This is a genomic window from Pseudomonas sp. BAY1663 (assembly GCF_000582595.1).
In the GTDB taxonomy this organism is placed as follows: Bacteria; Pseudomonadota; Gammaproteobacteria; order Pseudomonadales; family Pseudomonadaceae; genus Stutzerimonas; species Stutzerimonas stutzeri_AF.
Genome location: NZ_AZSV01000033.1, coordinates 1 through 13715, shown reverse-complemented (window position 1 = coordinate 13715; position 13715 = coordinate 1). Strand labels below are relative to the sequence as shown.

Sequence of the window (13715 nt, the reverse complement as noted above, 5' to 3'; positions counted from 1 at the left end):
TTCCTCTCCAGCCGAAGGCCCGCGTGGCCTTCGGCGCCCTGGTCCTTGCCTTGTCCCGTGACGCGGGCCTGCCCTAAAGCGGGCCGTCCGCGATTCGGTTTTCCCTGCGACGGCAGCCATGCTTCGCGCCCATCCTCACCCATGCGTTGCTGACAGTCGTCAGCGGCATGCCCTGGCAGTCTCGGTCTTCAAGACTGCAACGCGGTTCGCCGCGTTGACCGATCCAGTCCGCTTCGCATCGCCCACCGCGGACGCTCGCCGGTCTGGCGACGATGCACTTTTCTCAACCACCCGAGGGGAACCCCATCCCCTGTGGGATGCGTGCTCCCCGACCCACCAAGGAGCACGGCATGTCTGAACCTTCCGCATCTTCCTCTGCAACCGCAGTGCGCAGTGGTGCGCTGGCGCTGGCCTGGACCGGCAAGCGTCTGCCGCTACAGGTGCTGCGCAGCGCGGCCGGCCAATACATCGGCACGCAAGACGACGAAGGCCCGGTATCGCGGGAGTCCGTCGAGTATTTCCCCACCCACCTCGCAGCACAGCGCGCCCTGGATACCCATGCCTGGACGCAGCGCGCTCAGCCCTGATTCCCCACCCTTCAAGGAGTCCTCTCATGAATCTGTCTTTGCCCGAAGACGTGCTCGATCAGATGGCGCTGGAACAGGCGCACTTCGACGCTGCACCGCAGGCCTTCTTCGAGGCCTGGAAGCGCGGCGCGCAGATCGCCGGCCACGAGTGGTTCGGCGACGGCACACGCGAAGGTCTGCAGCGTGCCACCACCAAGTGGGATCTGCGGCCCAACATGCTGATGCTCAACGACGCCCTGGGCGTGCTGAGCAGCGGTCAACGCATGTTCCTGTCCGCGATGGTGAGCTTCTACAACGCCCGCGAGGGTGGCGCGATGCTCAAGCGTTGCGGCTTCGAGGGGCTGTCCGACTTCGGCGGCCTCGATCTGGAACGGCGCCAGGTCATCGCTGACCTCACGCTGCACTACAACGGCTGGTGAGCCGCGCCTGGCAACCCACCGTCCTTTCATCCCACCCCACGAGGGACATGCGTCCCCGTTCGGGGCCATGTCCCTCCTTCTTTTCGCAGGAGCGGCCATGTCCCGAATCAGCATCTTCCACTGACCCGCACCGCCCGCCACCAGGGCGGTCCGACGCCGCGGCCGGCTGACCGGCTGCCACTTCATCCACCCGCTGGGGTTCAATCCCCGGCAGGGGATTGCCTCGGCCATCCTCTGCTGGAGGAATCCCATGTCCCATTCCAACAACCCCTTCGTCCGCGGCTACGATGGCCTGTCCGTGCAACGGCTGCTGGCGATTTCCTACGACGACGACTGCCCGCTGAGCTATCTGCCGCTGCACGTCTCGCAGTCGCACCTGCCGGACAGCCAGGTCGAGCGCCATGCCTGCGTCTTCTGCGACGACTTCGCGCTGATCACGGAAGGCCAGAACGTGCCGCCCGAGCTGGACGCGCAATGCCGCAGCCACGGCATCGCCCGAAACCTCGTCTACGCCGTCATGGCCGAAGAAGCCGGCCAGCCGCTGCACGTCGGCGATACCTACTCCGAGGAAGCCGCACGCGAGGTGGTGCGGCGCCTGCGCTTCGAGACCGGCTTCTACAGCCGTGCCTGGGAAATCAGCTCGGCGCACATCACCGAGGAGGCCGGCCGCTATCTGGCCAACCTGGCCGACATCGCCACGCCGAGCGGTTTTCTGTTCATCGCCTTCCGCATTCCCTACAGCCCGGCGGTCGGCGTGAAGCTGATCGCCACGCCCTGGACGGATGCGAACGTGCAGCAGGTCGAGGGCATCACCGCCGAAGAACTGCGGCAGGAGCACCGGGCCAAGGGCATGCCGGAGTCCCTCGTGGAAGTGTTGCACCTGGCTGCGCTCGCCGACGTTCGCATGTTGGTGTTCGATGCCGGCGCGCCCGTGCTGGACGGACTGACGCTCTACGACGACGAGTAACCCCCTCTTGAGCCCCGTGCGGGGCTCTTCTTTTCCGCGGAACGCGGTACCGGCGCGTTGCCGATTCCAGGCGGACGGCCGCCGTCATGTGCCGCACGCTGGCCGCATGTTCGCTGGCGTTGCCGGCAGCATGCCCAGGCAGTCGAGACCTTCGAGACTGCGGCGCGGTTCGCCGTGCTGGTTGTTTCGTTCTCCGGGCGCACCCGCGTCCATCCACCTCACCCTCAAGGGACAGACCTCCCTTGCGGGCGGGAGTCCCTTGGTTGCCACAAGGAGTCTCCCCATGGATACCCAAGCCATCCGCGCACAGATGCCGACGCTCGTTGTCGGTCATGTGCCTTCCAACGTCCGTTCGTTCAAGTTCAACATCTTCGACGGCCAGCCCAAGGTTTCGACGCTGGGCTTTCACATTGACCCGAAGCCTTTCGAGGGCAAGGTCATCGCCACCACCGACGAGGCCATCGTCGTCAAGACGGGACGAGCCGAGTTCGCGGTGCTCGATCGAACGCTCGTGACCGAGGTGCCCGACGAGGGCGCCAAGGTGCAGGTCGAACCCTATGTCAGACGCCGCTTCGACGGTCAGCGGGCGGACACGCCCGAGGAGCAGACCGAGTTCACCGCCGACGGCCAGCCCTACACGGTGAAGCGGTTCGTGCTCGGTTCCGCACCGGCGAAGCTGCCGATCCCCGAGCCGCGCTGCCCCGAGCTGCAGGAACTGATCGACCAACTGGAGCAGTTGCCCGCTCCCGACGGCTTCCGGCGCATCACCCACATGCTGGTGGATGCCGGTGCGCGGGACATCACCTGGGTCGATCCGCTGCCCGCCGACATCATCCGCACGCCGCCGGCCATCGGCTTCACCGTCGCCACGACGAAGTTCCAGGGTTGCGTCACCGTGCTGTATGAGCGTGGCCTCGACCTCTACGCGGTGGAGCTGCGCCGCGACGGCGAGCTGATTGAACGGGTCGATGAGGTGTTCTTCGACACCCTCGGCGAGACGCTGGAACGGCTGATCGACGACGGGAGCTGGCGCCGCATCCGAGTGCAGTGCCTGTTGTCGGGTCGCAAGGCTGTCCGGCACTGATCTCCCAGCAGCTTCCCGCCTTCGCGGCGGGAAGCCTCTCTTCCTGCATCCCTGGAGATCACACCCATGACTGTTCGATTCAAAGGCACGGAGCTGCGGCCCGTGCTCGCCGAAGCGGTGGCGAATCAATGCCGCGTCATCCTGGTCAAGGATCAGGGCGTGTACTTCCTGGCCGAGCGCGGCGAGCGCCGACCCGATGGTCGCCAGAAGACCATCGCCTATGCCGCTGGCTGCAACCCGGATGTCGATGCGTTCGATGACTGGTGGGAGCTGGCGCGCGCCGAGTTCGGCGGCGATGACTTTGGCGAGTTCTTCGATCCGAAGGAGGGCGTGTTTGCGTGCATCCTGCACAGCGAGGACGATCTCGACGTGTCCGCCACCGCGACACACCTGTCGCTGCAGGCGGTTCCTTCCGCGCCCAGCGGTAACTGACCGCCCATCCCTGGCCCCCGCTCCGGGGGCCTCTTTCTTCCCGGCAATGCGGACAGCCGCGAGTGCCAATTACCGCTCGCATGCGCGCCGCCCCGGCGCCACGCTTCCGCCCATGTTCCGCTGACGTCCGTCAGCGACATGCCCAGGCAGCCACGATCTTCAAGGCTGCGATGCGGTTCCGACCGCGTTGATCACCCCAGTTCGCACCGGCATCCATGCGCGAACGGCCATCGGTTCTCGATGGCGATGCCACCAAGCTGTTCCATCAACCCACGCGGGGTTCCACACCTTCCCCGCCTTGGGTCGGGTGTGTCTCCGCCTCATTGTTCTCAGGAGATTCACCATGACCACTTCCACCGAAAAGTCCTACTTCGATCTGCACATCACCGGCCTCGGGTATCTCAATCGCATCCGCGAAGTGAAGCCCAAGAAGGGCGATGCGTTCCTGGCCTGCGACATCGCGGCTCTGAACGGTCCCAGCGACGACGTCTCGTATGTGCGTTTCGACACGCGCGTATCGGGTTCGGAAGCGCAGCACCTGGTGCGCCGCTGCATTCAGGCGGTCGACGCCGAGAAGAAGGTGATGATCGGCTTCCGCTTGGGCGACCTGTGGACCGACACCTTCACCTACTCCAAGGGGAAGCGTGCCGGCGAGCAGGGTGTGAGCCTCAAGGCCCGCCTGCTGTTCGTCAGTTGGATCAAGGTCGACGGCAAGCTCGTCTACAAGGCCGAACCCAAGCCGACCGAGACCGACGAGCGCGACCCGGAAGTCCCTGTGACGTCCGACGCGCCCGCCGCGCAGCAAGCCTCGGCACCGGAGCCTTCCAGGCCCGTCGCCGATGCTGCCGACGACGCTGCCGATGCCCCCGCATTGGCCGTTGCCGAGTCGTTCTGATCCGCAAGGCCCCATCCCCGGGGCCTTGTCTTCTCTTCGTCCGCAGGAGACCTTCATGATCACCATTCCCGGCCAACTGGCCATCAAGACCATCCACGGCAGGAACGGCGACTTCAACGTCGGCCGCCTGGCGACCTCGATCGGCGAGTTCGTCGTGAAGAACGCCGAACTCGATCAGTACCGCGAGGGCAAGTACGACGGTGATTTCGTCATCGTCGAGATTCGCCCCTCCACGTACAACGCCAACGGCCGCATGGTCATCGAGATCCGCGCCCATCTGGGCGGGATGACGCTGTCCAACATCGACGCCCTGAGCCGCGACGAGGCCCGCCGGCTGAGTCCGCAGGAAGTCGATCCGATCGACGAGGAAGCGCAGACGCCCGCGCCGGCAACGCCCCCGGCCAAGCCGAAGGCGAAGTCGCGCAGTCCGCGTGATCCCCTGGTCGATACCACGCCGTTCGGCAGCGAATCGGCTCCCGTGTCCGCTGCGGCCTCGGCCGAGGCAGACGACGCGGTGCTGTTTGGTGCCTTGTGGCCCCTGGGCGAGACCGTGAAGCTCGATGCGACCGTGGATCGTCGTGTGCTGCGTCAGCAGCGCGACCGTCTCGACAAGCTGGGCTACGAGTTCGCTCCGTTGTCCCAGGACTGGCACCTCAAAGCTGCCTGATCCATCGCCGCCTTGCGCGGCATTCCGCCACCCGCCGGGGTTCTCCCCCGACGGGGAGGGGTCCGGCCTTTTCTTCAAGGAGACCCTCATGGGCTGGACCTTCGTTCGTCAGACGCGCGATCAGTTGATCCGCGAGCTGCTCGCTCCGCAGGCGTCCGAACGCGCTTGCTGCGAAGTCATCGACCACACGCTGGACGGCGACGTTCTGTGGACCGTGGTTCGCGTCACCGCCATGCAGGCGGGCGTCATGGGCCTCGCGGCCGGTGAGTCCGTCTGCTACATCGGCTGCAATCTGCTGGAAAGCTCGGGCGGCGATTGGGGCTACAAGTCCCTCGATGAGTCCGTGCATCCGTACTACTACTCGTGTCCGCTGCGCTATCTCGACATGGCGCCGGTGCAAAGCTCCGAGTGGCGCGAGCGGGTTCACCGCTTCCACGCGGGACGCGCCGTCTAGCGGCACGCATCTTCCTTCACCCAACCGGGGCGAGCATGGCCCCGCGGGCTGTGGTTGCTCCTTCATTTTCAAGAGGACATCACCATGCCTGCACCTTCTTCCGCGAAACCGCTGTACCGCATCGACGAATGCCCCGACCTCATGGCCGACGGTTGCGTCGGTGACGAGCAGGGCAATCTCGTCTTTCTGTCGATCTGGGCGCGCGACACCGCCGTTCAGGAGTTCCTCGCCCGCCTGACCCTCGGCCGGGATGAACAGGGACTGGATCAGTTCCACGTCATCACCGAGCAGGGCGCTTCCATCCCGGTCTTCGTCGGCAACGTCGAGAACCTGGAAAAGCGCATCACCCGCGCCTATCGGCGAACGCTGTTCGGTTCGCTGACGAATGTGTGGCTGTTCGATCGTCGCTGCGTGAAGCCAGACAAGGCCAACGCCAGCGCGCTGGCGCTTCTGCCCAGGGATTCCGCGCTCCGGCTCGACCGGCTGTGGACGCTGGTGCAGGACACCTGCCCGCTGCCACTGCTCGACCACTGGCGCGACACCGTGCTGGAGCTGTTGCAGACACGGCGGATGCTGACCGGTCTTCCCTTGGCCCTCGGGCCACTGGAAGGCCATCGGCTGGCCCTCGATGTCCCGGCGCTGACGAAGGCGCTGGGCGAACTGATTCGCAACGGCACCCTCGGCGCCACGCAGTACGAACTGGCCGCGAACGCACCGCTTCGGCGTGTGGCGTGAACCATCCCCACGGGCATGCGCGCCGCGCGTGCCCGCCTTCCCTCATCCATCATCAGGAGAAATCCATGGCACTCATGTTTCCGCGCCTGGCGCGCAATTTCATTCGTAACGGCTACTTCCCCACCGACGAACCGACGCTGGAGCGGGCCTTGTCCGCACTGGCGCCGTCTCCCGGCTCCATGTCCATCCTCGATCCCTGCGCCGGCGAAGGCGTGGCGATTGCCGAAGCCGCCCACGCCCTCGGGCGCGAGCAGGTCCAGGCCTTCGTCGTCGAGTACGACGCCGAGCGTGCCCGCCACGCACGGCAACTGGTCGATCGCTGCATCCACGGTGACCTGATGGACACGCTGATCTCGCGCCAGTCATTCGGGCTGCTGTGGCTGAACCCGCCGTATGGCGACCTGAGCAAGGACGTGAACGGCAACATCGGCTATCAAGGCCAGGGCCGTGCGCGGCTAGAAAAGCTGTTCTATCAGCGCGCGCTGCCGCTGCTGCAGTACGGTGGCGTGCTGATCTTCATCGTGCCGCACTACGTGCTCGACGCCGAGCTGGTCGGATGGCTGACGCGCCACTTCGCCGACCTGCGCATCTACCGTGCGGTGGAAACGCAGTTCAAGCAGGTGGTGATCTTCGGTCGCAGGATTCGTCAGCGCGACCAGGCATCGGAATCGGCCAAAGCCGTGCGCGGTCTGCTGCTGCAGATCGGACAGGGTGACGCCGAAGCCGAGGAGCTGCCACTCGAATGGCCGTTCCTGCCGTACACCGTCCCTGCCAGCCCGGCCGAGCCGGAGCACTTCTATCGCGTGACGATGGAGCCCGAGCAGTTCGCCGATGAAGTCGGCCGGCTGCAAGGACTCTGGCCCGCGCTCGATACGCATCTGGGCGCCGCGCAGCAGTCGCTGCGTCCGCCCGCGCGGGCCTTGTCGCACTGGCATCTCGCCCTGGCCTTGGCCGCAGGCGCGATTTCCGGCGTAGTGACGTCCAAGAGCGGGCGCGTGCTCGTCGTCAAAGGTGACACCCACAAGGAGAAGATGCTCCAGACGGAATACACCGAACGCGACGACGGCTCCGTGGCCGAGACACGCATCCTCACCGACAAGTTCGTGCCGGTCATTCGTGCATGGGACTTGACGCTGGGCTCGCCCACGTGGGGCGAAGTGCTGACCATCCGCTGATCGCTGTTCCCTGACGGTTCGCCGTCGCTTTCATCCACCCACCGGGGTCACGTTGCCCCGATGGGGGTGCCGTGGCCCCTTCTTCCAGAAGGAGAAACCACCATGGCACTCGCAGTCCTCAACCTCGCGTCACAAGCACGCTTTTCGCCCGGGCAGGTGGTCATGACCGCCGGCGTCGACGAGCTGGTCCGACAGGGTCGGCTCAACCCCACGCCGTACCTGCGCCGCCATCTTCATGGCGAATGGGGCGACCTGAGCGACAGCGATCGGCGGCAGAACGACGCCGCGCTGAAGTCCGGCGAGGATCGTCTGTTCTCGTCCTACCAGGTCACGTCCGACCAGAAGCTCTGGATCATCACCGAATGGGATCGCAGCGTCACCACACTGCTGCTGCCCAGCGAATACTGATCCGCATCCAGCGGTCTCGCGCCGCTTCTTTCTTCCCACCCAGGGGCATGTCACCGCCCCGTGGGGGAGGTGCATGCCCCATTGCTTTGGAGCATCACCATGTCCCTCGATCTCGAAACTGTTCCCGAAACCGCTGTGCAGGGCGACCTGCTCGAAGCGGCCGCTTCACCTCTCACGCTCAGCCTGCAGGACTTCGTATCGGAGTTCGGCGACGAGCTGCTCGATTCGCTCAACCGCGCCAATCCGCCGGTCTACACCGGCCAGGTGCGGGTGCATCGGCAACTGATCCTCGCCGCGCTCAAGCGCAAGCTGTTCCCGGCGCAAGCGATGTGGTCCACGCCGTCACCGAGCTGTTGGTCGATCGCGGCGAACGCGCCGCGATCGTCAACGGCGAGATGGGCTGCGGCAAGACGACGGTGGGTATTGCCACCGCCGCCGTGCTCAACGCCGAAGGCTACCGCCGCACCCTGGTGCTCTCGCCACCCCACCTGGTCTACAAGTGGCGGCGCGAAATCCAGGAGACGGTGGCCGGTGCCAAGGTCTGGGTGCTCAATGGCCCGGACACGCTGGTCAAGCTGCTGAAACTGCGCGAGCAGTTGGGCGTGCCGGCGCAGGGCCAGGAGTTCTTCGTCCTCGGCCGCGTGCGGATGCGGATGGGGTTCCACTGGAAACCTGTCTTCGTTCGCCGGCGCACGCCTCACGGCGACGTGGGGGCCTGCCCGGCTTGCGGGCACGTCATCACCGACCTCGACGGCGAGCCGATCAACCCGGTCGAGCTGGAAGCCGAGGAGTCCCGCCGCAAATGCAGCCACTGCCGTGCACCGCTGTGGTCGTTGATCCGTCCCAGAGGTCTGTCCGCCAGCGACCAGTCCTCGACCGTGCTCAAGGCGCTGAAGCGTATTCCAACCATCGGGGAAGTCACCGCGCAGAAGCTGATGCAGAAGTTCGGCGACGCCTTCCTCGCGTCGATGCTCGGGGACAATATCCACGAGTTCATCAACCTGATGGATGGCAACGGCGAGCTGGTCTTCTCGGACCGGCAAGCCCATCGCATGGAACGTGCGATGGCCAACATGGAGTTCGGCTTCGGCGAGGGCGGCTACCAGCCGTCCGAGTTCATCAAGAGGCAGCTTCCCCAAGGCACGTTCGACCTGCTCATCGCCGACGAGGCGCACGAGTACAAGAACGGCGGCTCCGCTCAGGGCCAGGCCATGGGGGTGTTGGCGGCCAAGCGCGCAAGACGCTGCTGCTCACCGGCACACTGATGGGCGGCTACGGCGACGACCTGTTCCACCTGCTGTTCCGAGCCTGCCGGGGCGGATGATCGAAGATGGCTACCGGCCGACGAAGAACGGCAGCATGACGTCGGCCGCGATGGCGTTCATGCGCGATCACGGCGTGCTCAAGGACATCTATTCCGAGAGCACGGGCACGGCGCACAAGACGGCCAAGGGCACCAAGGTATCGGTGCGCACGGTCAAGGCGCCGGGTTTCGGTCCCAAGGGCGTACTGCGGTGCGTCCTGCCGTTCACGGTATTCCTCAAGTTGAAGGACATCGGCGGCAATGTGTTGCCGCCTTACGACGAGGAGTTCCGCGAAGTCGCGATGGACACGGCGCAGGCCGCGGCCTACCGCGATCTGGCGGGTCGCCTGACCCAGGAGCTGAAGCAGGCCCTGGCGAAGCGCGACACGACGCTGCTCGGCGTGGTCCTCAACGTGCTGCTGGCCTGGCCGGACTGCTGCTTCCGGTCGGAAACCGTGGTGCATCCGCGCACGCGCAACACCTTGGCGTTCGTGCCGGCTCAGTTCAACGAGTTGGAGGTGATGCCCAAGGAACGCGAGCTGATCGAGATCTGCAAGCAGGAGAAGGCAGAAGGTCGCAAGACCCTGGTCTATTCGGTCTACACCGGCACGCGCGACACCACGTCGCGTTTGAAGGTGCTGCTGGAGCAGGAAGGCTTCAAGGTGGCGGTACTGCGCGCGAGCGTGGATGCCTCCCGCCGCGAGGACTGGATCGCCGAGCAGTTGGACCGTGGCATCGACGTGCTCATCACCAATCCCGAGTTGGTGAAAACCGGCCTGGACCTGCTGGAGTTCCCGACCATCGTGTTCCTCCAGTCGGGCTACAACGTGTATTCGTTGCAGCAGGCCGCGCGGCGCTCATGGCGCATCGGCCAGAAGCAGCCGGTGCGCGTGATCTACCTCGGCTACGCCAACTCCTCGCAGATGACCTGCCTGGGGTTGATGGCCCGGAAGATCATGGTGTCGCAAAGCACGTCGGGCGACGTGCCGGAGTCCGGGCTCGATGTCCTGAATCAGGACGGCGACTCGGTGGAGGTGGCACTGGCACGGCAGCTTGTCACGGTCTGATCCATGTGCTCATGCCGGCGGCCCCTCGGGGTCGCCGGCTTCTTTCCACGGCCCTTCGGGGCTGCCTTCTGTTAGGTTATCTTCGATCTCTTTATGAGGCGGGTAATGAACAAGAACGGTAAGCAGAGGGCATTGGTCGTGATGGGGGCCGGAGCCTCGGTGGAGCTGGGCATCCCCGCTACGATTGGATTCGGGAATCTTATCGATGACGCCATCAAGGCCGACAAATACTGTGCCCATGTGGGAGGAACGGAGGTCTATTTCGACATTCGAGACAAGTTGCGCACCTACTATGCCAGCGAGGCCGAAGCCCACTTTGAGCGCATCTATCACGTCATGCACGAACTCAGCCAGTTGCGCGCAAAGCAAGGCGCGGTTCCCAAGTTCCTACCCGTGATGTATCCGTTCCTGGGCACCGCTGTGACGCACCCTGAGCAAGCACTCAAGGCCGCCTGCAGCGCGATGCTTGATTTCATCTATGCGAAGGTCTCGGAAGTCTGCGACAACCCAGCCCTACCATTGAATCCCTTGTCTGCGTTCTTCGAGGTGCTGGAGCAGCAGTACGTCCCTCGCGTGTACACGACCAACTACGATGATTTCGTCGCCCAGGCGACCCAAGGGCGCTACTTCACCGGCTTTACGCAGCGACATGGCGATCACTCGGACTTCGACGGAAAGGCTTTCTGGGCGGAGTGGGGCAAGCCGGCCTTGTTCCATCTACACGGATCAGTCCATATGGGATTCTCCGTGCCCGGCGAGCATCAGATCGGTGACATCGTTTGGTTCGATGACAAGGCCGTGGCACGTCGGCAAGCCAGATTCAATGGCTCGGGCGTTGACAGGATGGATGGCACCCACGTCGAGCGGGGCGCGATCATCACCGGATTGGACAAACTCGGCCGCCTTCAGCAGTCGCCCTATGCGTTCTACTACTCGGCGCTCAACCGGGAGGCCATGGAGGCAGACCTGATTCTGGTGCTAGGCAGCGGGCTAGCGGATCTCCATCTGAACACGTTCCTGAAGGCTGCCCGGCGTGCCAGACCCGACGTGCCGATTCTCTACGTCGGCTATTGGGGGCGAGAGGCGCTGGACTTCTACAGCACCATCCATTTCGAGTTGGAAGATCGTGACATCGCGCTGTTCCATGAACTAGGCATCGATCTGGTAAACGTCGCTGAAGCACGCTTCAAAGCGGACGACGGCTGGACTGTGGATGCCCGTGGCAAAGCGGCGGTGTGGGCTGATGGCTTCCAATCGTTCCTCCTTGCACCAGAAGCATTCACGAAGGTATTGCTGAAAGTCGCTGCCACGTAGGTACCTGTCCAGGGCAACGATTTCTTGACCCACCGCACTAATCGGTCGGCGTCCAGTTCCCTTTGTTTGCTGCCAGCGCTCGTCACGGCAGCGATGGTGACGGCTCCACATTCTGGGGAGCCGAACCATGCGACTGTTCGCCCGTTTTCGTAGCCCTCCCACAATCTACGGCGCGATAGCCAGCTCCGTCCTGGCCGCCGGCTGCGCCACGACCGCCACGCCGTCTGTGCCAGCGGTGCCGGCCGCATCGCCAACCGCCGTCGCGCCGGAGCCAGGTTTCGTTCCGGTGGCCCGCTACGGCCGCTACACCCTGGTCGAGCTGGTGCCGGAGCCCGCGCAGCGTGATCTCTTGCAGCAGGCGGTGGAGGTCTCGATTCCGCCCATGCTCGATGCCAGCATGGGCGATGCCATGCGCCATGTGCTCCTGCGCTCCGGCTACCGGCTCTGCGATACGGCCGAGGCCGCCGCGCTCTACGCGCTGCCGCTGCCCGCCGCACACCTGCGCCTGGGTCCGCTGATGCTGCGCGATGCCTTGCTGACCCTTGCCGGCCCCGCCTGGGAGCTGTCGGTCGATGACTTGAGCCGCCAGGTCTGCTTCAGCCGGCACGGTGCTCCCACCTTCCTTTCCGCCAACCCGCCCGGCACCACCACGCCCGTGCCGGACGCCGACCGGCCCGAGGAGATGCGGCCATGACCTTTCCCCAAGCGCCATCCGAGCGCCATTCCCGCACGCGCTGGCTCAAGGTCGCCGCGGTCTTCTGGCTGCTGCTCATCAGTGCCGTGGCACTCATCAACAGCGTCGGCCTGTCGCGGCTCGCCGAACAGACCCAGAGCAGCGCACAGGATGCGCAGATCAATGCGTTGGGCCTGCGCGTGGCCGATCTCGAAAGGCAGGCCGATGCGGACAAGCGCCGGCCGGCGCCGATCAGCCAGGCCGAATTCGCCACCGCGCGGCAGGCGTTGGACGAACGGATGACGCGCCTCGAAGAGGCCGACGAGGCGAGGGCCCTGGCCGTCGACCTGCAGACGCTGCAGGCGCGCGTGAACGGGATCGAGACCCGCCTGGAGAAGACCCGGCAGGTGGCATCCGCCGCTCGCCCGCGCGCTCCGGTTGCGACGAAGCCCAAGGTGCCGGAGCCGCCGTTCCGGGTGCTCGGCGTGGAGCTGCGGGGAGGCGAGCGCTTTCTGTCGATCACCTCCACCGCCGCGGCCTCGCTCGCGGGCACCCGGCTGCTGCGCGAGGGCGATGCCGAGGGCGGCTGGCAACTGCAGTCCATCGAGGCGCAGGCGGGCGTGTTCCAGGTGAACGGCCAGACGCAGCGCGTTGCGGTGCCGTAGGAGGTGCCATGACCCCCACGCTCACTTCGTTCGCAGCCCCCCGAGGGGGCTTCAGCCTCCTTGAGGCGGCTCGGCGGAGGCTGACCATGAACCTGCGGCCGTTGCTCGCTGCCATCGTCCTGTTCGCCGCTTTCGGCGCATCCGCCCAGCCGGCCCCGGTGACGAACTCGCGCATGGTGCCCGCCCAGGTGCAGCCGGGCGCCGATGCCGCGCTCGACGAGAGGCGGGCGCGGGAGTGGGGGCTTCAGCCCGAGGAGTGGGCGCGTTACCGGCAGCTGATGCAGGGGCCGCTCGGGGTCTATTCGCCCCAGCTCGATCCGCTCACGGCGCTGGGCATCGAGGCCCGCAGCGAGGAGGAGCGCAGGCGCTACGCCGAGTTGCAGGTGCAGGCCGAGGCCCGGCGCGTCGGCAAGACGCTGGCCTACCAGCGGGCCTACGACGCGGCGTGGCAGCGCCTGTTTCCCGGCCAGCCGCGCGTGAGCCTGCCCGGCGCCAAGGCGCAGGGTGCCGGCAACACCGGCTCCGGGCGCCTGGCGGTCTTCGTCAAGGCCGACTGCGCACCGTGCGCGCAGCGCGTGCGGCAGTTGCAGGCGGCCGGCACGGCCTTCGATCTCTACATGGTCGGCAGCCGTCAGGACGACGCGCGCATCCGGCAGTGGGCCACCCAGGCGGGCATCGACCCGGCCAGGGTGCGCGCTCGCACCATCACGCTCAACCACGATGCGGGGCGCTGGCTGTCGCTGGGCCTGCCCGGCGAGCTGCCGGCCGTGGTGCGCGAGGTGAACGGTCAATGGCAGCGGCAATAGGTACTCCGGGCCGGGCGCGTCGGCCATCCCGCGTCGCCATCCGCTGCGCCAGCGCCGCGCTGCT

15 protein-coding genes and 2 pseudogenes are annotated in these 13715 nt (G+C 65.9%); all 17 read left to right on the top strand.

Features of this window, described 5'->3' with window-relative positions; translation table 11 throughout:
* Positions 1–350 precede the first annotated feature (350 nt).
* On the top strand, positions 351–587 hold the full coding sequence (locus BAY1663_RS11390) for a hypothetical protein (RefSeq protein WP_011829940.1): 237 nt from the start codon (positions 351–353) through the stop codon (positions 585–587).
* 26 nt (positions 588–613) lie between these two features.
* Complete coding sequence (locus BAY1663_RS11385) at positions 614–1006, top strand: hypothetical protein (protein ID WP_011829941.1); 393 nt, start codon at positions 614–616, stop codon at positions 1004–1006.
* A gap of 250 nt (positions 1007–1256) precedes the next feature.
* A complete protein-coding gene (locus BAY1663_RS11380; protein ID WP_033986204.1) occupies positions 1257–1973 on the top strand; it encodes a hypothetical protein in 717 nt (238 codons plus the stop codon).
* A gap of 283 nt (positions 1974–2256) precedes the next feature.
* The gene (locus tag BAY1663_RS11375; protein WP_023124354.1) at positions 2257–3057 is read left to right on the top strand and encodes a hypothetical protein; all 801 of its coding nucleotides are present in this window, start codon (positions 2257–2259) and stop codon (positions 3055–3057) included.
* Between the two features lie 66 nt (positions 3058–3123).
* Positions 3124–3489 (top strand): DUF3085 domain-containing protein, encoded by a 366-nt coding sequence (locus BAY1663_RS11370; RefSeq protein WP_023124353.1) that lies wholly within the window; start codon positions 3124–3126, stop codon positions 3487–3489.
* A 343-nt stretch (positions 3490–3832) separates the two neighbouring features.
* Positions 3833–4384 (top strand): STY4534 family ICE replication protein, encoded by a 552-nt coding sequence (locus BAY1663_RS11365; RefSeq protein ID WP_010792166.1) that lies wholly within the window; start codon positions 3833–3835, stop codon positions 4382–4384.
* Positions 4385–4439: 55 nt separating this feature from the next.
* The gene (locus BAY1663_RS11360; RefSeq protein ID WP_023124351.1) at positions 4440–5051 is read left to right on the top strand and encodes a DUF3275 family protein; all 612 of its coding nucleotides are present in this window, start codon (positions 4440–4442) and stop codon (positions 5049–5051) included.
* Positions 5052–5139: 88 nt separating this feature from the next.
* The gene (locus tag BAY1663_RS11355; RefSeq protein ID WP_013721853.1) at positions 5140–5505 is read left to right on the top strand and encodes a hypothetical protein; all 366 of its coding nucleotides are present in this window, start codon (positions 5140–5142) and stop codon (positions 5503–5505) included.
* Between the two features lie 84 nt (positions 5506–5589).
* A complete protein-coding gene (locus BAY1663_RS11350; protein ID WP_037040773.1) occupies positions 5590–6240 on the top strand; it encodes a hypothetical protein in 651 nt (216 codons plus the stop codon).
* A 65-nt stretch (positions 6241–6305) separates the two neighbouring features.
* The gene (locus BAY1663_RS11345; RefSeq protein WP_037040771.1) at positions 6306–7415 is read left to right on the top strand and encodes a DUF6094 domain-containing protein; all 1110 of its coding nucleotides are present in this window, start codon (positions 6306–6308) and stop codon (positions 7413–7415) included.
* Positions 7416–7517: 102 nt separating this feature from the next.
* Entirely contained in the window at positions 7518–7823 is a 306-nt protein-coding gene (locus BAY1663_RS11340) for a hypothetical protein (protein ID WP_017462937.1), read from the top strand.
* A gap of 99 nt (positions 7824–7922) precedes the next feature.
* Positions 7923–10193: pseudogene (locus BAY1663_RS11335) on the top strand (helicase-related protein).
* A gap of 105 nt (positions 10194–10298) precedes the next feature.
* Positions 10299–11507 carry an SIR2 family protein gene (locus BAY1663_RS11330; protein WP_023657724.1) on the top strand — a complete coding sequence of 403 codons (1209 nt, stop codon included), beginning with the start codon at positions 10299–10301 and terminating at the stop codon, positions 11505–11507.
* A gap of 127 nt (positions 11508–11634) precedes the next feature.
* The gene (locus BAY1663_RS11325; protein WP_037040759.1) at positions 11635–12201 is read left to right on the top strand and encodes a PilL N-terminal domain-containing protein; all 567 of its coding nucleotides are present in this window, start codon (positions 11635–11637) and stop codon (positions 12199–12201) included.
* Entirely contained in the window at positions 12198–12845 is a 648-nt protein-coding gene (locus BAY1663_RS11320; RefSeq protein ID WP_037040756.1) for a hypothetical protein, read from the top strand. Before BAY1663_RS11325 ends, BAY1663_RS11320 begins: the two co-directional genes overlap by 4 nt.
* An 86-nt stretch (positions 12846–12931) precedes the next feature.
* Positions 12932–13651, top strand: coding sequence for a TIGR03759 family integrating conjugative element protein (locus tag BAY1663_RS11315; RefSeq protein ID WP_037040754.1), 720 nt, complete (start codon positions 12932–12934; stop codon positions 13649–13651).
* Positions 13636–13715 (top strand): annotated as a pseudogene (locus tag BAY1663_RS25220) (lytic transglycosylase domain-containing protein); the annotation flags it as partial. The gene BAY1663_RS11315 and the pseudogene BAY1663_RS25220, both read left to right, overlap by 16 nt.

What these genes read in the sequence shown, in the direction of transcription:
- BAY1663_RS11340 (WP_017462937.1), top strand. Translation starts at nt 7,518, where the DNA reads ATGGCACTCGCAGTCCTCAACCTCGCGTCACAAGCACGCTTTTCGCCC.
- BAY1663_RS11375 (WP_023124354.1), top strand. Translation starts at nt 2,257, where the DNA reads ATGGATACCCAAGCCATCCGCGCACAGATGCCGACGCTCGTTGTCGGT.
- BAY1663_RS11345 (WP_037040771.1), top strand. Translation starts at nt 6,306, where the DNA reads ATGGCACTCATGTTTCCGCGCCTGGCGCGCAATTTCATTCGTAACGGC.
- BAY1663_RS11390 (WP_011829940.1), top strand. Translation starts at nt 351, where the DNA reads ATGTCTGAACCTTCCGCATCTTCCTCTGCAACCGCAGTGCGCAGTGGT.
- BAY1663_RS11350 (WP_037040773.1), top strand. Translation starts at nt 5,590, where the DNA reads ATGCCTGCACCTTCTTCCGCGAAACCGCTGTACCGCATCGACGAATGC.
- BAY1663_RS11360 (WP_023124351.1), top strand. Translation starts at nt 4,440, where the DNA reads ATGATCACCATTCCCGGCCAACTGGCCATCAAGACCATCCACGGCAGG.
- BAY1663_RS11365 (WP_010792166.1), top strand. Translation starts at nt 3,833, where the DNA reads ATGACCACTTCCACCGAAAAGTCCTACTTCGATCTGCACATCACCGGC.
- BAY1663_RS11315 (WP_037040754.1), top strand. Translation starts at nt 12,932, where the DNA reads ATGAACCTGCGGCCGTTGCTCGCTGCCATCGTCCTGTTCGCCGCTTTC.
- BAY1663_RS11355 (WP_013721853.1), top strand. Translation starts at nt 5,140, where the DNA reads ATGGGCTGGACCTTCGTTCGTCAGACGCGCGATCAGTTGATCCGCGAG.
- BAY1663_RS11330 (WP_023657724.1), top strand. Translation starts at nt 10,299, where the DNA reads ATGAACAAGAACGGTAAGCAGAGGGCATTGGTCGTGATGGGGGCCGGA.
- BAY1663_RS11370 (WP_023124353.1), top strand. Translation starts at nt 3,124, where the DNA reads ATGACTGTTCGATTCAAAGGCACGGAGCTGCGGCCCGTGCTCGCCGAA.
- BAY1663_RS11380 (WP_033986204.1), top strand. Translation starts at nt 1,257, where the DNA reads ATGTCCCATTCCAACAACCCCTTCGTCCGCGGCTACGATGGCCTGTCC.
- BAY1663_RS11385 (WP_011829941.1), top strand. Translation starts at nt 614, where the DNA reads ATGAATCTGTCTTTGCCCGAAGACGTGCTCGATCAGATGGCGCTGGAA.
- BAY1663_RS11325 (WP_037040759.1), top strand. Translation starts at nt 11,635, where the DNA reads ATGCGACTGTTCGCCCGTTTTCGTAGCCCTCCCACAATCTACGGCGCG.
- BAY1663_RS11320 (WP_037040756.1), top strand. Translation starts at nt 12,198, where the DNA reads ATGACCTTTCCCCAAGCGCCATCCGAGCGCCATTCCCGCACGCGCTGG.